This window comes from Rhizobium sp. K102 (assembly GCF_022385315.1).
In the GTDB taxonomy this organism is placed as follows: domain Bacteria; phylum Pseudomonadota; class Alphaproteobacteria; order Rhizobiales; family Rhizobiaceae; genus Rhizobium; species Rhizobium croatiense.
Window position 1 is genome coordinate 185,330 of the sequence record NZ_CP092436.1, and the last position, 18,811, is coordinate 204,140.

Here is an 18,811-nt window from a genome sequence, read left to right on the forward strand (position 1 = left end):
CGTCGCTATCATCCGGTTCGATTGGAGTGAAACACATGAAATCAAGGAACGGACCTCTGCGCGTCGGGATCGGCGGGCCGGTCGGCTCGGGTAAAACGGCGCTGACGGAAAAGCTCTGCAAAGCGATGCGCGACGACTATTCCGTCGCCGTCGTCACCAACGACATCTATACGACCGAGGATGCCGAGGCGCTGGTGCGCATGCAGGCCTTGCCCTCGGAGCGGATCGTCGGCGTCGAAACCGGCGGCTGCCCGCATACAGCCATCCGCGAGGATGCGACGATCAATCTGCAGGCGATCGCCGGCCTCAACGAGCGCATACCCGATCTCGACGTCGTCTTCATCGAATCCGGCGGCGACAATCTGGCGGCGACCTTTTCGCCGGATCTTGCCGATATTACCATCTACGTGATCTCCGTCTGCCAGGGCGAGGAAATCCCGCGCAAGGGCGGGCCCGGCATCACCCGGTCCGACCTGCTTGTCATCAACAAAAAGGATCTGGCGCCCTATGTCGGCGCCGATCTCGAGGTGATGGACCGGGATGCGACGCGCATGCGCGCGAGCCGCCCGTTCGTCTTCTCGGACATGAAGCGCGGCGACGGCATCAGTTCGATCGTCAATTTCCTCAGGGAGCAGGGCGGGCTCTGAGCCGATCGACCTGCCGCAGCAGATCGACCTCACTGGTGGCGGCGAAAACGGCAAAACGAACGGGCCGGGAGTAAACTCCCGGCCGGTTTCATTGTCTGGATCTTGCTTATTCGGCTGCGAAAGGCGGCAGCCGTAGAACGTTGGTGTCGTTGCCTTTGGCATTCTTGCGCTTGCCTTCCGGCTTTTCGATCGCCGTCAGGCGCTCGTCCAGCGCATCGATATCGCTGCGGTTCTCGCGGGTCACGCGGGTGAGATCCTCGGGCGACAGAGGCAGTTCCTCCTCGTCCTTCCTGCCGACCATCCGGCCGAACATCCATCCGAGCAGGCGGGAGAGATCGTCCATGATCAGGAAGAAGGAGGGCACGACGACGAGCGAGAGGACCGTCGAGACGATGATGCCGCCGATCACCGCGATCGCCATCGGCGCGCGGAAGGAGCCGCCTTCGCCGACGCCGAGCGCGGAAGGCAGCATGCCTGCCGACATGGCGATCGAAGTCATGATGATCGGCCGGGCGCGCTTGCGGCCGGCTTCGACCATGGCTTCGACACGGGCCATGCCCTGATGGCGCATCTCGATCGCGAAATCGACGAGCAGGATGGCGTTCTTGGTGACGATACCCATCAGCATCAAAATGCCGATCATGACGGGCATGGACAGCGGATTGCTGGTGATAATGAGAGCCGCCGCGACGCCGCCGATGGCAAGCGGCAGCGAGAACAGGATGGTGAAGGGCTGGATGACGTCCTTGAAGAGGAGAATCAGCACCGTCAGCACCAGCAAAAGGCCCATCAACATGGCGTTGACGAAGCTCTGCTGCATCTCGGTCTGCACCTTCGTATCGCCGCTTTCGGCAAGGTGTACGGAGGCCGGGATGTTGGCCGCCTTGACGATCTCGCGGAAGCGGGCCGAAGCCGTGTCGAGCGCCACGCCCTGCGGCAGATCGGAGCCGATAGAGACGACACGGTTGCGGTTGTTGCGCTTGATCGAGCTTACGCCTTCCGAATAGTCGATATTGGCGACGCTCGAGAGCGGAACGGTGCCGCCGCTGGCGGTCTGGATCTTCAATGCCCGGAGGGCCGCAAGATCGCGGCGCATGTCGAGTGCCGCCTGCACCCGGATCGGGATCTGGCGATCGTCGAGCGAGATTTTGGCAAGCGCCGCATCGACATCGCCGATGGTGGCGAACTCGGATCGTCTCGGAGATCTGCTGCGGCGTGATGCCGAGGCGGGCGGCCTCGTCCTTGCGCGGGTAGACCTGCAGTTCCGGACGAGGCAGGGCGCCGTCGGCGCTGACATTGGCGAGCAGCGGGTCGGCGCGGAGCTTGGATTCCAGAATGCCGACGGCCTCGTTCAGATCCTTCTCGTTCTTGGAGAGGAAGTTGAAGGAGAGGTCGCGTTCGCCGCGGTCGTTGAGCTTGAGGATATGGACGTCGGGAATGTCGCGCACCTTCGCGAAGACTTCCTTTTCGATATCCCATTGCGGGCGTTCACGGCCGTGGACTTCCACCTTCGGCAGCATCGGACCGATGACCGGGATGTCACCGAGCACGTCGTTGACCACCTTCTTGACCAGCGACTGGTCGAGCTTGTGGAGTGCCAGCGTGATGGTCGCACGGCGCAGTTCGAGATCGCCCTTCGGCGATGCGCCGCCGAGGACGAAGACGCTTTCGACGCCGTTGATGTCTTTGACCCGGTCATAGATCGCGTCCGCCGTCTTCTCGGTGTCGTCGAGCCGCGCGTTGGGCGGCAGTTCGACGGAGAGAACGATGCGCGAGGCGTCTTCGGGCGGCAGGAAGCTACCCGGAACCTTCATCAGCAGCATAACCGAACCAACGAGGAAGGCGACCGCCGCGAATAGTGTCAGATATCGCGAATATTTATGCCCGGTCGTCGCGCGGATCAGGCGCGTGTAGCCCTTCATCAGCAGGCCGTCATTGTCGTGATGGTCGTCGACACCGTCTTCGGCGCGCATGAGATAGGCGGCCATCATCGGGGTGATGAGGCGTGCCACCATCAGCGAGAAGAAGACGGAGAAGGCGACGGTCAGGCCGAACTGGATGAAGTACTGGCCCGGAATGCCCGGCATGAAGGAAACCGGCACGAAGACGGCGATGATGGTGAAGGTGGTGGCGATGACGGCAAGGCCGATTTCATCCGCCGCCTCGATCGCCGCCCGGTAGGGTGTCTTGCCCATCTTGATGTGGCGGGCGATGTTCTCGATTTCGACGATCGCATCGTCGACAAGGATACCGGTCGCCAGCGTCAGGGCCAGGAAGCTGACGAGGTTCAGCGAGAAGCCCATCATGTCCATGACCCAAAAAGTCGGGATCGCAGACAGCGGCAGGGCGATCGCCGAAATCAGGGTCGCGCGCCAGTTCCGGAGAAAGAGCAGGACGACAATGACAGCGAGCAGCGCGCCTTCGAGCAGCGTGTGGATGGCGGCTTCGTAGTTGCCGTAGGTGAAATACACCGAATCGTCGATCATCTCGATCTTCACATTCGGGTTTTCGCTTCTCACCTTGTCGAGGCTCTGCGCTACGGTTTCGGCGACGCTGACCTCGCTGGCGCCCTTCGAACGGAAGACGCCGAAGGTGACAACAGGCGTATCATTGAAGCGCGAGAAGGATTTCGGCTCTTCATAAGTGTCCTTGATGACGCCGAGGTCGGACAGCTTGACGAAACGGCCGTTCGGCAGCGCGATCGTCGTGTCTGCGAGTTCAGCGACATTGCGAGCATCGCCGAGAACGCGGATCGCCTGTTCGCTACCGGCCACCTGGCCGCGGCCGGAGCCGAGGTCGACGTTGGTGCCGCGCAGCTGCTGGTTGACGCTTGCCGCGGTGATGCCATGGGCATCGAGCTTGGCGGGGGTGAGTTCGATGCGCACTTCGCGTTCCGCGCCGCCGTAACGGTCGACGCGGCCGATACCGGCCTGGCCCTGCAGGGCGCGCTTGACCGTATCGTCGACGAACCAGGAGAGTTCTTCGAGCGACATGTCGGGCGAGGAAACGGCGAAGGTCTGGATCGCCTGGCCCTCGACGTCGACCTTGGTAACGATCGGCGTTTCGGCCGTCGCCGGCAGATCGCTGCGGATGCGATCGATCGCGTCCTTGACGTCCTGCACAGCCTGTTCTGTCGGCACTTCCATGCGGAACATGACATTGGTCTGCGAGCTGCCGTCGGTCACCGTCGACTGGATCTCGTCGATGCCGGTGATCGAGGCGATCGCGTCTTCGATCTCCTTCGTCACCTGCATTTCGAGTTCGGCCGGCGAAGCGCCGCTCTGCGTCACACTGATCGAAACCAGCGGCACGTCGATGTTCGGGAAGCGCGTGATCGGCAGCGTGTTGAAGGACTGGATGCCGATGAATATCAACAGGCAGAAGGCCAGCAGCGGCGCGATCGGATTTCGAATGGACCAGGCTGAAAAATTCATCGGATGGTCTCTTTAGTTGGAAGCCGAGGGCTGTTCACGCACCGGCGTGATGTGATCGCCGTCGCGGACATAGGCGCCCGCCTTGGCCACGACCTCATCGCCGCTCTTCAATCCATTGACGATCTCGACATAGGCACCGTCCTGGATGCCGGTTTCGATCTTGGCGAATTTTACCACACCATCCTCGACCTTGCGGGCCGACGAGCCTTCATTGCTCGTCAAGACCGCGGTCAGGGGAAGCGATACGCCTTGGGTCTCGCGCACGATGATCTCGGCACTGCCATACATGCCGGAGCGCGCCTTGCTGTCATCGTCGATGGAGATGTGAACGAGGCCGAGGCGGGTGGTCGGATCGATGGTCGGCGACACCAGGCGCACTGCGCCGGAAAGCTTCTCGCGGCTGCCGGAAAGCGAAATCGTCGCCTTCTGGCCGGCCATGATCCTGACGATGTCGCTTTCGGCGACTTCGGCCACGAGCTCGATATCGCCGTCGCGAATGATGGTGAACAGCGGATCGCCGTTGCCGGCGGCAATGGCGCCGACCTTGGCATTCTTTGCCGCAACCACGCCGGCAACCGGCGTCTTCACATCGGTGCGGGCGAGTTTCAGATCGGCATCGGCAATCTGACTGTCGAAGACCTTCAGATCGGCTTCGGCGACCTCGATCGCCTGTTCGGCGGAGACGACGCGGGCATTGGCTGCGGCGGCGGTCGCATCAGCCTGCTCGACCTGAGCGGTGGAAACCGTGCCCTTCTTGCCCATTTCCTGGGAGCGGGCCTGCTGCTGCCTGGCCTGTTCGGCGTTGGCCTGGGCCTCGATGAGCTGCGCGCGCAGCTGGGCGAGGCTTGCCTCACCCTTGGCCCTCGTCGCCATCATCTGGCTCTTCTCCAGGACCAGCGCGTCGTCGTTGAGCGTCGCCAATGTGCTGTCGGTCTGAACCTTGTCGCCGACGTCGGCTTTCAGCGTGCGGATCGACAGGCCCTCGACCTGCGGCTGGATATAGACCTCCTCGACGGGCTTGACCGTTCCCGTGCCGATGACTCGGTCGACGAGAGTGCGGTTCGTCGCCGTGGTGACGACGATCGCCGGCAGGTTCTGCTGCGGTTTTGCGACCGGCGCTTCCTGCGAACATGCGGTGGATGCGGCCAGTGCCGCCGCAAAAAGGGTGGATACGCCTAAAATTCCAATCGGCCTGCGTGCCATGCGTCGTCGTCCAATCCTGTAACAAGGTTGGCCGAACTCGCGCGTCTGTCCTTCAGCTCGCGACCAGGCCACTGCCTTTCCTGCATTCTCAAGGGTATCCGCACATCATTTGCCGTCTTCATCCCTCATCGGCAAATCGGCTTCTAATTGGTATCGATTTGCTCGATATGCAAGCCCGGCAGAAAACAATTCCCCATGAGCCGATAATAGTTACCATCAGAACCTGAATCAATCACCGAAGGGTTATGCGAGCATGACGATGATTGATCCCGCCTCTACCACAATGACGTTTGACGCCGGACAAATGCGACAGTTGCAGGGTGATTTTTCGTGCAAGCAGGAAAATACGAAACGCGCGGAGATATTCCCCGCGCGTTTCCCTCGCAATGTTGCCGCGATTACTTGGAAGCAGCGTCGGTAATGTCGTGCGTCCAGGCGCCCGAGGGCTCCTTGCTAATGATCTTCTGATCAAGCAGCGCCTTTGCGGTGCGGGCATAGAGTGCCTCGTCCAGCTTGCCGGAGCCGTCACCGACGAGCTTGGCGACTTCGCCCATCATGCGCTTCTGGTGGTTTTCGTCCTGGCCGCCATTGTCCAGGACGATCTCGGCGGCTTCATCGGGGTTTTCGGTGGCATATTTCCAGCCCTTCATCGAGGCGCGGACAAACTTGACCATCTTCTCCTTGAAGGCCGGATCCTTCAGCTTGTCCTCCATCACGTAGAGGCCGTCTTCCAAGAGGTCGTTGCCCATCTCGGTATAGTTGAAGACCGTCAGTTCCTCCGGCTTGAAGCCGGCATCGATCGCCTGCCAGTATTCATTATAGGTCATGACGGAGATGCAGTCGGCCTGCTTCTGGACGAGCGGCTGCACGTCGAAGCTCTGTTTCAGCACGGTGACGCCGTTCGGGCCGCCTTCGGTCGACAGGCCGAGTTTGTTCATCCAGGCGAAGAAGGGGTACTCGTTGCCGAAGAACCAGACGCCGAGCGTATGACCCTTGAAGTCGGCCTCGGTCTTAACAGGGCCGTCCTTGCGGCAGATCATTTGCAGGCCCGACTTCTGGAAGGGCTGGGCGATGTTGACGAGCGGAACGCCCTTTTCGCGGGCAACCAGAGCGCCGCCCATCCAGTCGACGATCACATCGGCGCCGCCGCCGGCGATCACCTGTTCGGGGGCGATATCGGGACCGCCCGGCTTGATGTCGACTTCGAGACCTTCCTCCTTGTAGAAGCCCTTGTCCTTGGCGACGTAATAGCCGCCGAACTGGGCCTGCGTGACCCATTTCAGCTGCAGCACGACCTTGTCGGCGGCCATCGCGTGCGCGGCCGCAAGCGTCATGGCGCCCGCCATCATTGCAACCATCAACTTCTTCATTTTCTTGTCCTTACCCTCTGAAGTTATGCCCGGACCCCGTTTGCGAAGCCCGCGCGCGCCTAGCCACCACGGATAGACGGATGCCAGAACGTCACCGCCCGTTCCGTCAGGGCGATGACGCCATAGAAGATCGAGCCGGCCAGCGCCGCAACGGCGATTTCCGCCCAGACCATGTCGACATTCATGCGGCCGATCTCGGTGGAGATGCGGAAGCCCATGCCGACGATCGGCGTCCCGAAGAATTCGGCAACGATGGCACCAATCAGCGCCAGCGTCGAGTTGATCTTCAGTGCGTTGAAAATGAAAGGCATGGCTGCCGGAAGCTTGAGCTTGAGCAGCGTCTGCCAATCGCTCGATGCATAGGTGCGCATTAGGTCGCGCTCCATGCTGCCGGAGGCGGCAAGGCCGGCGACGGTGTTCACCAGCATCGGGAAGAAGGTCATGATGATGACGACGGCGGCCTTCGAAGGCCAGTCGAAGCCGAACCACATGACCATGACGGGAGCGACGCCGATGATCGGCAGGGCCGACACCATGTTGCCGATCGGCAGAAGGCCGCGGCGCAGGAAGGTGATGCGGTCAGCCAGTACGGCGACGGCGAAACCGGCAAGGCAGCCGACGGCATAACCGATCAGGACAGCCTTGAAGATCGTCTGCCTGACGTCGTCGCCGAGGATCGGCAGGGAGGTCATGATGCGGGCGCCGATGGCGCTGGGCGGCGGCAGGATGATGAAAGGAATGCCGGCGCCGCGCGTTGCCGCCTCCCAGAGGATAAGGATCCAGGCACCGAAGATCGCCGGGATCAGCAGTTGGAGCGTCGATTTGCCGAAGGCGGTAACGGGTTGCTGTTTCGATAGCTCCGTGACGCATCGCCAAGCCAGCAGCCAGCAGGCGAAGAGCAGCAGGAAGAATGCTCGCGTCGCCATGCCCTCGTTGCCGGAGAGAGCAGAAAGCAGCATCCAGGCGGCGCCATGGGCGCCGATGAACAGAACGGTGGCACGATAGGCCGGCGGCTGCGGCGCGAAGGACAGCAGGGCGGCGGCGATGACGATGGTGAAGACGAGGCTTGCGGTGCCGTTGGTGAAGGGCTGCGGTGCGCCCTCGGCCAAAAGCGGCAGGCTGATCAGCGCAGCCATGCAGAGGAGGAGGGCGGTCACGCCCTGCCAGGAGAAGGTCAGATGTCTCATGCCGGCCTCCCGCCCATGGCGCGGTCGACGATCTTGGCGGCAAGGCCGACGATCGCAACGAGGATGCCGGCCAGCAGCGATCCGGCGACGAGTGCTGCCCAGATATCGATGGTCTGGCTGTAATAGGAGCCGGCAAGCAGCTTCGAGCCGATGCCGGCAACGGCCCCCGTCGGCAGTTCGCCGACGATAGCGCCGACGAGGCTTGCGGCGATCGCGACCTTCATCGACGTGAAGAGGAAGGGGATCGAGGCCGGGACGCGCAGCTTCCAGAAGGTCTGCATCGGGCTGGCATAATAGGTCCGCATCAGATCGAGATGCATGATCTCAGGCGACCGCAATCCCTTCACCATGCCGACGGCGACGGGAAAGAAAGAGAGGTAGGTGGAGATCAGCGCCTTGGAGACCAGACGGGAGGCGTCGGAATCAAGGTTCAGGAGATGGGCGAGCGCATTGTCGCCGGTCAGCACATTGTAGGAGATGATGACGATCATCGGCGCGATGGCGAGGATCGGTATGGTCTGGCTCGCCACCAGCCAGGGCATCAGCGAGCGGTCCATGGCGCGATTGTGCACGATCAGCACGGCAAGAAGGATGCCGAGCAGCATGCCGAAGCCGAAGCCGAGCAGGGTGGAGGAGAGCGTCACCCAGCTGTGATAGACAAGGCTGCGGTTGCTCGAAAGGCTGCGCAGCACGGTGTTTTCGTAGACATTCTCAGCCACCTGATGCGGCGCCGGCAGGATCGGCTTCGGCTGGGCCAGCGTCTTGCCGATGAATTCGAGTGTCGTCGGGGTGGCGCCGGCGCGACCGTCCATGTCGCGCTGGAACGGCGCGTTCATGAGGACCGCGGCGACATACCAGATGGCGATGAGGACGAGCAGGATGGTGGTGACGGGGACGACCTTGTCTTTGAGGGTGTCGGGTTTCACGCAACGCGCTCCTTCAAGAACGGAGCGACGTTGTTTTCGATCGTCAGAAACACGTAGTCAGGGCCGTCCAACACTTGAGCGTTGTCGAAGCGAAGCACGTTGAAACCTTGATTGCGCAGGAACGCGTCCCGGACAAGATCATGTCGGCGGCCGGCAATTGTTTCGTGGCTATCACCGTCGACTTCGACAATCAGTCTTGCTGAAAGCCAGGCGAAATCGGCGATATAGGGGCCGATAGGCGTCTCACGCCTGAATCTCGCGCCATAAGGCCTGAGATCGCGCAGCATGTCCCACATCGCGGCCTCTGCTTTCGTCAGTTCACGACGAAGGCGTTTTGCGGTGTCGCGGGTTTTGGGGGTGATGTTTGAATGTGGCATTTAAACCCTTCCCCAACCCCTCCCCACAAGGGGGAGGGGCAAACCTGGGGCGCTCGCCGAGTTCTCCAGCGACCGGCGCGAAAGAGTATCAACGTCGGCGGCGGGCTCGGCGCTCAAGCCCCTCCCCCTTGTGGGGAGGGGTTGGGAGGGGTCTTTTCCAACGACACGCGCCTACACCTCATGGCTATGCCCCGTCCTCAACCCCTCGCGGACGCGATGGGCGATCTCCAGAAACTCAGGGGTGTCGCGGATGTCGAGCGGACGCTCGGCCGGCAGCGGCGAGTCGATCACGTCGGTCACCCGGCCTGGGCGCGGCGACATCACCACGATCTTGGTGGAGAGGTAGACGGCCTCGGGAATGGAATGGGTGACGAAGCAGATCGTCTTGTTGGTGCGGGCCCAGAGTTTCAGCAGCTCTTCGTTCAAATGGTCGCGGACGATCTCGTCCAATGCGCCGAAGGGTTCGTCCATCAGCAGCAGGTCGGCGTCGAAGGCGAGCGCGCGGGCGATCGAGGCGCGCTGTTGCATGCCGCCGGAAAGCTGCCAGGGGAATTTCTTCTCGAAGCCGGACAGGCTGACGAGATCGAGCGCTTCGGCGATGCGCCGCGTGCGGTCGGCGCCGGAATATCCCATGATCTCCAGCGGCAGGGCGATGTTGTTTTCGATGGTGCGCCAGGGCAGGAGCGCCGGCGCCTGGAAGACATAGCCGTAGGCGCGGGCCTTGCGGGCTTCCTCCGGCGTCATGCCGTTGATGGAAATCTCGCCCGACGTGCTCTTTTCGAGGTCGGCGATGACGCGCAGGAAAGTCGTCTTGCCACAGCCCGACGGGCCAATGAAAGAGACGAAGTCGCCCTTGCGGACATCGAGATTGACATCGCTCAGCGCCTGCACCGGGCCGTCATTCGCCTGGTAGGTGAGACAGAGATCCTTGGCGGATACGACGGAGGGTGCTTGCATCAATGCGACCGTTCTTGTTTTCGCCGCGGGGAGGCGGTTTGCATGTTACCATCGCCACAGGCCCTGCCGGCGGCACATTTCATGGAGGAAGAGAATGGACGCATCATCACAACCCACCTGCCACATCGTTCGCCCCAAACACGCCTATGACGGCAAGCAGGGGCTGAGCTATTTTGAAGGGATCGCGGCCGAGACGGTCGGCGCCAAAGGGATCTGCATGCATCTCCTGACGATCCCGCCCGGCGTGCGCGCCAAGGCGCATCTGCACGAGGCGCACGAAACGGCGATCTACATGCTCTCCGGCGAAGCCCACACCTGGTATGGCGACAGGCTGGAGCATCATGTCGTCGTCCATGCCGGCGAGCTCTTCTATATCCCGGCCGGCGTGCCTCACATGCCGGCAAACCTCAGCAGCACGCCATGCACGGCGGTCATCGCCCGAACCGACCCGAACGAGCAGGAGAGCGTCGTGCTTCTGCCGGAACTGGACGCGCTTGTGCCAGCGTGAGGTCATCCGCATGGAGGCGTCGTTCCCCGGTTGATGGCCGTCTCGTGATGCACCATGTCACACGCCCGTTGCCGGAATGCCGCTGCGCTCAACCTTGCGCGGAGAGGTGATCTCCTTCCAGGTGGAGAGTGCCTTGCTGACGGCCGTCACTGGTTCGCGCCGGACGAACTCGCCATGGCCTTCCTGGGTCTTGATGGTGCTTTCCTCGATCGCGACGACGCCGCGCGTCAGCGTGTAGCGCGGCAGGCCGGTCACTTCCTTGCCCTCGAAGACGTTGTAGTCGATCGCCGATTGCTGGCTCTTGGATGAGATGATCTTGGACCGCTTCGGATCCCAGACGACGATATCGGCATCGGCGCCGACGAGGATCGCGCCCTTCTTCGGATAGATGTTGAGGATCTTGGCGATGTTGGTCGAGGTGACGGCGACGAATTCGTTCATCGTCAGCCGGCCGGTATTGACGCCGTGCGTCCAGAGCATCGGCATGCGGTCTTCCAAGCCGCCGGTGCCGTTCGGGATCTTGGTGAAGTCGCCGACGCCGAACCGCTTCTGCGCCGTCGTGAAGGCGCAATGGTCGGTGGCGACCACCTGCAGCGAGCCGGAGGCGAGGCCGGCCCAGAGACTGTCCTGATGCTGCTTGCTGCGGAAGGGCGGCGACATCACGCGGCGGGCGGCGTGATCCCAGTCGGGATTGGAATATTCGCTTTCGTCGAGCGTCAGGTGCTGGATCAGCGGTTCGCCATAGACGCGCATGCCCTTGGCGCGGGCGCGGCGGATCGCTTCATGCGCCTGTTCGCAGGAGGTATGGACGATATAAACAGGGCAGCCGGCCATGTCGGCGATCATGATGGCGCGGTTGGTGGCTTCGCCCTCGACTTCAGCCGGACGGGAATAGGCATGCGCCTCGGGGCCGTTATTGCCCTCGGCGAGCAGCTTTGCCGACATCGAGGCGACGACGTCGCCGTTTTCTGCATGCACCAGCGGAAGCGCGCCGAGTTCGGCACAACGCTGGAAGGAGGCGAACATCTCGTCGTCATCGACCATCAGCGCGCCCTTATAGGCCATGAAGTGCTTGAAGGTGTTGATGCCCTTGTCGCGGACGATGGTTTCCATCTCCTTGAAAACCTGCTCGCTCCACCAGGTAACCGCCATGTGGAAGGAATAGTCGCAATTGGCGCGGGTCGATTTGTTGTCCCACATGGTCAGCGCTTCGAGCAGCGACTGGCCTGGGGCGGGAAGAGCAAAATCGACCACCATGGTCGTGCCGCCGGAAAGGGCGGCGCGCGTGCCGCTCTCGAAATCGTCGGAGGAATAGGTGCCCATGAAGGGCATTTCGAGATGGGTATGCGGATCGATACCACCCGGCATAACATAACAGCCGGAGGCGTCGAGGGTCTCATCGCCCGAGAGGTTCGGGCCGATCTCGACGATCTTGCCGCCATCGACCTTGACGTCCGCCTTGTAGGTGAGGTCGGCCGTGACGATGGTGCCGTTCTTGATAACTGTGCTCATTCTCCGAACTCCCTGTCGCTGCGCGGTGCCTGCGCAAGCTGGTTATCCAATGACTGCCGGTAACGGATGTAGCCGCGCATAAATTGAGGCCAATCGGGCACGACCTGTCCGCCGATCGGGGTATCCGGCAGAAGCGCCCACATATCGGGATGATACCAACAGAGATCATGGCCTGACGTGTCCCGGTGGCTGCGGATCGCGCGGCGCATGGTTCTTGCCGCCGACAGCAGGTCGGCATGGTTCATGCTGTCCAGATCTGCGTCCGGATCGGTGGTCACGGAACAATCTCCGCCGTCTCGACCACCGCATGGAACAGCACATCGGCACCCGCCGTTGCCCATTCCCTGGAAATCTCTTCCGCCTCGTTGTGGCTGAGGCCACCCACACACGGGCACATGACCATGGTCGCAGGCGCGACCTTGGCGGCCCAGCAGGCGTCGTGGCCGGCGCCGGAGATGAGGTTCATGTGGGTGTAGCCGAGGCGTTCGGCGGCGGAGCGGACCGAGGCAACAAGCTTTTCGTCGAAGGTAACAGGTGCGAAATGGCCGATCGCCTCGACGGAACAGCCGACACCCAGCGCGTCGCAGATGCCTGGCGCTTCCGCCTCGATCTTTGCCCGCATGCGGTCGAGCTTGGCCTTATCGGGCGAACGGATATCGACGGTGAAGACCACCTTGCCCGGCAGCACGTTGCGGGAGTTCGGCGAGAAGAAGACCTGGCCGACGCCGCCGACGGCGCCCGGCTGTTCACCCATCGCCACACTCTGCACCATTTCCAGGATGCGTGACATGGCAAGGCCGGCGTTGACGCGCATGTTCATCGGCGTCGAGCCGGTGTGGGCCTCCTTGCCGGTCAGGGTGAATTCCAGCCACCACAGCCCCTGACAATGGGTGACGACGCCGATCTGCTTGTCCTCGGCCTCGAGGATCGGGCCCTGTTCGATGTGATATTCGAAATAGGCGTGCATCTTGCGGGCGCCGACCTCTTCGTCGCCGACCCAGCCGATGCGCTTCAACTCGTCGCCGAAGAGATTGCCCTCGGGGTCGCGGCGATTATAGGCAAAATCGAGGCTGTGGACGCCGGCGAAGACACCCGAGGCCAGCATCGCCGGGGCAAAACGCGCGCCCTCCTCGTTCGTCCAGTTGGTGACGACAACGGGATGCTTGGTCTTGATGCCAAGGTCATTCATCGTGCGCACGACTTCGAGGGCTGCGAGCACGCCGAGCACGCCGTCATATTTGCCGCCGGTCGGCTGGGTGTCGAGATGCGAACCGACATAGACGGGCAGGGCATCGGAATCGGTGCCGGCGCGAGTGGCGAACATCGTGCCCATGCGGTCGACGCCCATTGTCAGGCCGGCCTCGTCGCACCATTTTTTGAAGAGGCTGCGGCCCTCGGCATCCGAATCCGTCAGCGTCTGGCGATTGTTGCCGCCGGCAATGCCGGGGCCGATCTTCGCCATGTCCATGAGACTGTCCCAGAGACGGTCGCCATTGACGCGCATGTTCTCGCCTGGTGCTGCCACCATTTTTATGCCCTCACCTGTTTGCGGCAGTCATGTGAAGTGACATGCCCGCCTGTTCCCGTGGTCTATTCCTGCGCCTCTTATTGGTTTTGTCGAGCGCCGGAAAATCGCCAGTTGCCTTTGTTTTTCATCTGGCGGATAATTTGACCGATTGGTAAACATTACAACTTCCACCGCCGGGCTCAAGACGAAAATCACGAAAATTGCCGATAAAAATACGGGCAGTTGCTCAAGAAAGCGGCCGGTGTGCCTCCAGCCAAAACTTGAGCGAAGAAGTTGAATTTCAAGGGGAAACGACAGCCTGTGACCATACCGAGAGCAGCGAAAACCCTGAGGCGGACGCGAATCCAGGAGGAGAAGGAAGAGCAGATCCTGGAAGCGGCGCTCGACGTGTTTTCGGCAAGCGGCTTCCGCGGCTCGACCATCGACCAGATCGCCGAAGTGGCCGGCATGTCGAAACCCAACCTGCTCTATTATTTCCGCACGAAGGAAGCCATGCATCGGGCGCTGATCGACCGGGTGCTTTACACTTGGCTGGAGCCGCTGCGCGCCTTCGATGCCGACGGCAATCCGGAAGAGGAAATCCGCAGCTATATCAGACGCAAGCTGGAGATGGCGCGCGACTTTCCGCGTGAAAGCCGGCTCTTTGCAAATGAGGTGCTGCAGGGCGCGCCGCATATCGAGGACGAGCTGAAGGGTCCGCTGAAGGAACTGGTCGACGAGAAGGCGGAGGTCATCCGCGCCTGGACGAAATCGGGCAAGATCGTCAAATGCGACCCCTGACCATCTGATCTTCTCCATCTGGTCGACGACCCAGCATTATGCGGATTTCGACGTGCAGGTGCGCGCTGTGCTCGGACAGGAGCATGCCGGCGAAGGCCGCTTCGAGGATGCGGCGCGGTTTCTGGAACAGCTCTTTATTGGCGGGCTGCGGCCGGATCGCTCCGAGAGCTGAGATTTATTGCCTTTTCGGCAGCGGTATGCGGGCGAGAATGTCCGTTACGCCTTCCATCGTATAGGGCTTTTGCAACACGGGCGCGTCCGAATGGCTGTTTGCCTGGGTGATGCCTTCCCCATAACCCGTGGCAAAAACGAAGGGCACGCCGTCAGCTGCCAGTCGGTCGGCAATCCCGAAACTGGTCTCATCGCCGAGATTGACATCGAGAAGCGCCAGATCGAAGGACCGGCCGGCCAGGATTTCCTTCGCCTCGGCAACGCTCGGTGCGGTTGCTACTTCGGCGCCTAGACGGCGCAGGATATCTTCGCCGTCCATGGCAATAATCAGGTTGTTTTCCACCAGCAGCACGCTCAGGCCGGAAAGCGGCTGTCGACCGCCTGCAATCGCCTTGGGTGCCGCTGCTCCGTACGGCGCTGAATCTGATCGATCGCTCGTCGGGCCGACGACATATCGCCCGGGGATGAAGAAATCCGCTTCGAGCCCGCCCTTGTTGTAGCGCAACTCGGCCTTGCCGCCGAGGTCATACGGAATCGAGCGCCGAATGATCGTCGAGCCGAAGCCGTGGCGCGTCGGTTCGGTGACGGGCGGACCACCTTTTTCCCGCCAGCCAATGCGCAGATTGCCTTCATCATCGCGGGACCAGCCGAGTTCGACGATGCCGCGGCCGGTGCCGGAAAGGCTGCCATATTTGGCGCTGTTGGTCATCAGCTCGTGGAAAACAAGGGCAGCGGTGGAAAAGGCCTGCGGCTCCAGCAGTACGTCCTCGCCCCGCATCTGAATGCGTTGCGCGTTTTTGCCAAGATAGGCGGCGGTCTCGGCCAGCAGCAATTGCCGAAGCGAAGCAGGCGCCCAGTGATCGCGGGTAATCTGGTCATGGGCACGGGCGAGTGACTGGACGCGGCCCTCGATCTGGCGGACATAGTCACCGAGGCTCACGGAGGTTGCCTGCGATTGGCGGATGATGCCGGTGATGAGGCTCAATATGTTGCGGACGCGGTGGTTGAGTTCGGCGATCAGCAGCTCCTGCCGCTCGTTTGCCGTCTGGCGCGCCATGCTGGCCTCGTCGGTGAGGCGCAGAACCACCTCGATCAGCGTAACCCGGATCGTTTCGGCGACACGACGCTCGGCTTCGCTAAAGGGCAGGGACCGGCCGCGCACCAGTTCCGACCATGCCTCGAAGCTCTTGCGCGGCGTCAGCCGCGGGCCGTTGGGTCCGTATTCCACCGGCTTGTGCGGGTCGCCTCCCCAACGGACGGTCCGCACCAATTCCTGGCGGAAAAGCACGATATAGTCGCGCGGCGAACGCGAGATCGGGATGGCGAGCATGCCTGCCACCGCATCGTCGATCTCAAGATCCGGGTAGGTGTCCCCCAGCCTGTCGACGGCATAGATACGACCTGCGGCAGTGCGGTTGAGGTGGCGGACAAGCGCTGCGAAGCCTTTCTCATCCGGTCCGATGCCGGCCAGCGCCAGGCGGCCGTTGATCCACACACCGATGCCGTCGGCAGGAATGGCTTCGGCAAGCGCTTCGACCAGCCAAGCGGGATCGTCGAGCAGGCTGGCATTGTCTGCCACGGCTGTCAGAAGCCGGTCGGCGATGCGGCGCGCCTTGGTCTCATAGTCCAGCGCCAGCCGGCGTTCACGGCTTTCGAGGCGCGAAGCGAACATCTGACCGAAGAGTTCGGCGGTGGAGCGGCTTTGGGCCGACGGCAGGCGCGGACCGTAGTGATGACAGGCAAACAGGCCCCAGAGCTTGCCATCCACCACGATCGAAATGGAGAGCGACGCCCCGACACCCATGTTTTTGAGATATTCAATGTGGATCGGCGAGACCGAGCGCAATACCGACATGGAGAGGTCGAGCGGCTGACCGTGCTCGTCGAGTTGCGGCAGTATCGGGACCGGGACGGCGTCGACATCGGCAATGATGCGGAACAGGTTGCGCAGATAGAGCGCGCGGGCCTGTACCGGAATGTCGGAAGCCGGATAGTGCAGCCCCAGGAACGAGCCGATGCCGGCCCGGGCGGCTTCCGCCACCACTTCGCCGGATCCGTCTTCGTCGAAACGATAGACCATCACCCGGTCGAAACCGGTCAGGGCGCGCGCCTGCCTTGCACCCTCGCGGAAGAAAGCTTCCATCGTTTCTGTGTGGTCGAGGCGAGACATCATGCTGCGCATGGAGAGAGAAGAGCTGTCGCGTCTGGCCTCCTGGCAGCGCTCGCCTTCGATGATGACCAGGTCCTCGTTCATGTGCACGGCAAGGTCGAACCTGTCTTGGCCGGGTGTCAGGACGACGCCGAAAATGCGCTCGACGTCGGACCCCCGCAGCGTCGTCAGCTTGTTGCGGATTGTGTGGAGCGCTTCGGGCGTGATCAGGGAGGCAACAGGGCGGCCGAGCGCGTCGGCCTGCGCAATGCCGAGGAACTCCACCAGATTTGCCGAGGCGCGGACGGCAATCCAGTCCGACGATACCGCCAGCAGAAAGCCGAAGGGTTGAACTGCGCCAAGTTGATGGATCGGCTCGCGGTCGCAATTGGTGAGATCGACGGGTTCAAATGTGCCGCTCATGGGACGGCTTCCAGTTCGAGTTGCCCCGCTTGGAGAAAAAGGCCGAAAACATCGCGGGCGGCGGCGACGGCAGCGTCGGGGTCGTCCAGATTGCTGGCATCGAGACGGTCCATGAAGATCCTCATGGCGCTCTTTGGACCTTGTGGCGTGATATAGCTGCTGGGCAGGTAATCAGGCACGGCTTTGGCAAGCAGGGCGCCCCCGAGCTTGGAGCCTTCGAACACGTAAAGGGCCCCCCAGAGCGCTGCCTCGCCATGCAATGCCGGTGGCGCCAGGGACGGGGGCAACGGATCGCCGAGCTCGTGGATATCGGCCAGCAGCATTTGCGTGCGCCTGCGCTCCGGCCAGTCGGGCAGCAGGCGGTCTATACCGGCTTCCTCGAGCGCATTTTCGGCCGCAGGGACGACCCGGGCATGAGCGCGCAGGAATGTTCCGTACTGCCGTCTATCGGAGAGGTCGAACGTGCCGAAAAGCTTGTCGACCTCGGCGTGGCAATCTGCTGTTTGTGCGCGGAGCACGCTGCGAAGTGACATGCGGACCGTATTCTAGGTGATATGGCAGATGATGCCGTTTATAGGAGAACGACGAACTAGCGATATATTGCAGCATCTCACTATTTCCAGAGAAACCCATAGAAAACCATGGGCTTCCTTTGCCCCGCGGTCCACTGCTCGGCCTAAGCGCAGGCACGACTTACGGCGCGAGCGCTTTTCAATCCATCAGGCGAGGCAGATTCGCCGCCAATATATTGATGGCAAGGCGCACCTTCGGCAGCATCACCGGCGATCTCGGCCACACGGCATAGGCTTCGAAGATGGTGGACGGCATATCGGTCAGAACCCGCGCGAGCTCACCTGACAGGACCCTGTCGCGCACCAGCCAGCAGGTCAGCCAGGCAAGCCCCCGGCCTTCGACGGCGGCGTCCGCTATCGAGGCGAGATCGTCGAGGCGCAGCCGCGATTTCGGCAGAACTTCGCGCGGGGGACCGGCCGCCGCCGGGAAGATCCAGGCCCTGTCGTTGTCACCCCTGCGATAGACGATACCCTGATGGCGGGTGAGGTCGTCGAGCGTTTGCGGCACGCCGTATTTTTCCAGATAGGCAGGCGAGGCGCAGACCGTCATGGACTGCCGGGCGATCGCCCGCGCCATCAGGTCGGGATTATCCTTCAGCGGGCCGTTGCGAACGGCAAGATCGAAGCCGCCCTCCAGGAGGTCGACGACGCGATCGCTGAAGGAGAAGTCGAGTTCGAGATCCGGGTGATCGTCGAGCAGGCGGGTCAGGATCGGGGCGGCGCAATGGCGTCCGAACAGCACCGGCATCGATACCCGCAGCCTGCCGCGGACCTCGCGCCTGCCCGATTCGAGCTGGGCCTCACCGATCCGGATTTCCTCGATGGCTCTCAGGCAGCGCTCATAGAAGAACCGGCCTTCGTCAGTCAGGCTTTGGGTCCGGGTCGTGCGGTTGAAGAGCCGGACGCCGAGCCGCTGTTCGAGCCTTGCGATCGTCTTGCTGACTGCCGAACGGGTAAGATGGAGCCGTTCGGCAGCGGCTGAGAAGCCGCCCGCCTCTGCCGTCTGGACGAAAATCGAAATCCCCTTTAGCTGCTCCATATTTGTTTCCATGACGGCACCATTCTGT

General features: G+C 62.2%; 14 protein-coding genes and 2 pseudogenes. 3 read left to right on the forward strand and 13 right to left on the reverse strand.

Going from position 1 to position 18,811, the window contains the following annotated elements; translation table 11 throughout:
- Positions 1 to 35: 35 nt before the first annotated feature.
- Positions 36 to 647 carry an urease accessory protein UreG gene (ureG, locus tag MHI61_RS06875; protein WP_038690830.1) on the forward strand — a complete coding sequence of 204 codons (612 nt, stop codon included), beginning with the start codon at positions 36 to 38 and terminating at the stop codon, positions 645 to 647.
- A 106-nt stretch (positions 648 to 753) separates the two neighbouring features.
- On the opposite strand, the pseudogene MHI61_RS06880 reads toward ureG, so the two are convergent.
- The 7 genes and pseudogenes from MHI61_RS06880 to MHI61_RS06910 form a co-directional block, all read right to left on the reverse strand.
- Positions 754 to 4,081: pseudogene (locus MHI61_RS06880) on the reverse strand (efflux RND transporter permease subunit).
- 12 nt (positions 4,082 to 4,093) lie between these two features.
- Positions 4,094 to 5,284 carry an efflux RND transporter periplasmic adaptor subunit gene (locus MHI61_RS06885; RefSeq protein ID WP_239791435.1) on the reverse strand — a complete coding sequence of 397 codons (1,191 nt, stop codon included), beginning with the start codon at positions 5,282 to 5,284 and terminating at the stop codon, positions 4,094 to 4,096.
- A gap of 398 nt (positions 5,285 to 5,682) precedes the next feature.
- Entirely contained in the window at positions 5,683 to 6,654 is a 972-nt protein-coding gene (locus tag MHI61_RS06890) for an ABC transporter substrate-binding protein (protein WP_239791436.1), read from the reverse strand.
- Positions 6,655 to 6,713: 59 nt separating this feature from the next.
- Entirely contained in the window at positions 6,714 to 7,841 is a 1,128-nt protein-coding gene (locus MHI61_RS06895) for an ABC transporter permease (protein WP_239791437.1), read from the reverse strand.
- Entirely contained in the window at positions 7,838 to 8,767 is a 930-nt protein-coding gene (locus MHI61_RS06900; protein WP_239791438.1) for an ABC transporter permease, read from the reverse strand. The genes MHI61_RS06895 and MHI61_RS06900 overlap by 4 nt, the downstream gene beginning before the upstream one ends.
- A complete protein-coding gene (locus MHI61_RS06905) occupies positions 8,764 to 9,144 on the reverse strand; it encodes a DUF559 domain-containing protein (RefSeq protein ID WP_239791439.1) in 381 nt (126 codons plus the stop codon). Before MHI61_RS06905 ends, MHI61_RS06900 begins: the two co-directional genes overlap by 4 nt.
- A 171-nt stretch (positions 9,145 to 9,315) precedes the next feature.
- A complete protein-coding gene (locus MHI61_RS06910) occupies positions 9,316 to 10,101 on the reverse strand; it encodes an ABC transporter ATP-binding protein (protein ID WP_097581928.1) in 786 nt (261 codons plus the stop codon).
- Between the two features lie 94 nt (positions 10,102 to 10,195).
- On the opposite strand from MHI61_RS06910, the gene MHI61_RS06915 reads away from it, so the two are divergent.
- A complete protein-coding gene (locus tag MHI61_RS06915; protein ID WP_222139604.1) occupies positions 10,196 to 10,609 on the forward strand; it encodes a cupin domain-containing protein in 414 nt (137 codons plus the stop codon).
- A gap of 57 nt (positions 10,610 to 10,666) precedes the next feature.
- Here MHI61_RS06915 and hydA read toward each other — a convergent pair whose 3' ends face one another.
- Genes hydA through MHI61_RS06930 form a run of 3 tightly spaced genes read right to left on the reverse strand, consistent with a single transcriptional unit; the run spans position 10,667 to position 13,649 of the window.
- Complete coding sequence (hydA, locus tag MHI61_RS06920) at positions 10,667 to 12,121, reverse strand: dihydropyrimidinase (RefSeq protein ID WP_239791440.1); 1,455 nt, start codon at positions 12,119 to 12,121, stop codon at positions 10,667 to 10,669.
- Positions 12,118 to 12,399 carry a hypothetical protein gene (locus tag MHI61_RS06925; protein ID WP_239791441.1) on the reverse strand — a complete coding sequence of 94 codons (282 nt, stop codon included), beginning with the start codon at positions 12,397 to 12,399 and terminating at the stop codon, positions 12,118 to 12,120. Before MHI61_RS06925 ends, hydA begins: the two co-directional genes overlap by 4 nt.
- Positions 12,396 to 13,649 carry a Zn-dependent hydrolase gene (locus tag MHI61_RS06930; RefSeq protein WP_239791442.1) on the reverse strand — a complete coding sequence of 418 codons (1,254 nt, stop codon included), beginning with the start codon at positions 13,647 to 13,649 and terminating at the stop codon, positions 12,396 to 12,398. The genes MHI61_RS06925 and MHI61_RS06930 overlap by 4 nt, the downstream gene beginning before the upstream one ends.
- Before the next feature lie 273 nt (positions 13,650 to 13,922).
- Between MHI61_RS06930 and MHI61_RS06935 the strand changes: the two are divergent.
- Positions 13,923 to 14,601 (forward strand): annotated as a pseudogene (locus tag MHI61_RS06935) (TetR family transcriptional regulator C-terminal domain-containing protein).
- 3 nt (positions 14,602 to 14,604) lie between these two features.
- On the opposite strand, the gene MHI61_RS06940 reads toward MHI61_RS06935, so the two are convergent.
- From MHI61_RS06940 to MHI61_RS06950, 3 genes are all read right to left on the reverse strand, one after another.
- Positions 14,605 to 17,172 carry an HWE histidine kinase domain-containing protein gene (locus MHI61_RS06940; RefSeq protein WP_239791443.1) on the reverse strand — a complete coding sequence of 856 codons (2,568 nt, stop codon included), beginning with the start codon at positions 17,170 to 17,172 and terminating at the stop codon, positions 14,605 to 14,607.
- Positions 17,169 to 17,705, reverse strand: a complete 537-nt coding sequence (locus tag MHI61_RS06945; protein ID WP_239791444.1) for a biliverdin-producing heme oxygenase — start codon at positions 17,703 to 17,705, stop codon at positions 17,169 to 17,171. Before MHI61_RS06945 ends, MHI61_RS06940 begins: the two co-directional genes overlap by 4 nt.
- A 178-nt stretch (positions 17,706 to 17,883) precedes the next feature.
- The gene (locus MHI61_RS06950) at positions 17,884 to 18,783 is read right to left on the reverse strand and encodes a LysR family transcriptional regulator (protein WP_239791445.1); all 900 of its coding nucleotides are present in this window, start codon (positions 18,781 to 18,783) and stop codon (positions 17,884 to 17,886) included.
- Positions 18,784 to 18,811 lie beyond the last annotated feature (28 nt).

Excerpts from the sequence above, each read along its gene's own strand:
- ureG (WP_038690830.1), top strand. The coding sequence starts at position 36 with ATGAAATCAAGGAACGGACCTCTGCGCGTCGGGATCGGCGGGCCGGTC.
- MHI61_RS06885 (WP_239791435.1), bottom strand. The coding sequence starts at position 5,284 with ATGGCACGCAGGCCGATTGGAATTTTAGGCGTATCCACCCTTTTTGCG.
- MHI61_RS06890 (WP_239791436.1), bottom strand. The coding sequence starts at position 6,654 with ATGAAGAAGTTGATGGTTGCAATGATGGCGGGCGCCATGACGCTTGCG.
- MHI61_RS06895 (WP_239791437.1), bottom strand. The coding sequence starts at position 7,841 with ATGAGACATCTGACCTTCTCCTGGCAGGGCGTGACCGCCCTCCTCCTC.
- MHI61_RS06905 (WP_239791439.1), bottom strand. The coding sequence starts at position 9,144 with ATGCCACATTCAAACATCACCCCCAAAACCCGCGACACCGCAAAACGC.
- MHI61_RS06910 (WP_097581928.1), bottom strand. The coding sequence starts at position 10,101 with ATGCAAGCACCCTCCGTCGTATCCGCCAAGGATCTCTGTCTCACCTAC.
- MHI61_RS06915 (WP_222139604.1), top strand. The coding sequence starts at position 10,196 with ATGGACGCATCATCACAACCCACCTGCCACATCGTTCGCCCCAAACAC.
- hydA (WP_239791440.1), bottom strand. The coding sequence starts at position 12,121 with ATGAGCACAGTTATCAAGAACGGCACCATCGTCACGGCCGACCTCACC.
- MHI61_RS06930 (WP_239791442.1), bottom strand. The coding sequence starts at position 13,649 with ATGGTGGCAGCACCAGGCGAGAACATGCGCGTCAATGGCGACCGTCTC.
- MHI61_RS06940 (WP_239791443.1), bottom strand. The coding sequence starts at position 17,172 with ATGAGCGGCACATTTGAACCCGTCGATCTCACCAATTGCGACCGCGAG.
- MHI61_RS06945 (WP_239791444.1), bottom strand. The coding sequence starts at position 17,705 with ATGTCACTTCGCAGCGTGCTCCGCGCACAAACAGCAGATTGCCACGCC.
- MHI61_RS06950 (WP_239791445.1), bottom strand. The coding sequence starts at position 18,783 with ATGGAGCAGCTAAAGGGGATTTCGATTTTCGTCCAGACGGCAGAGGCG.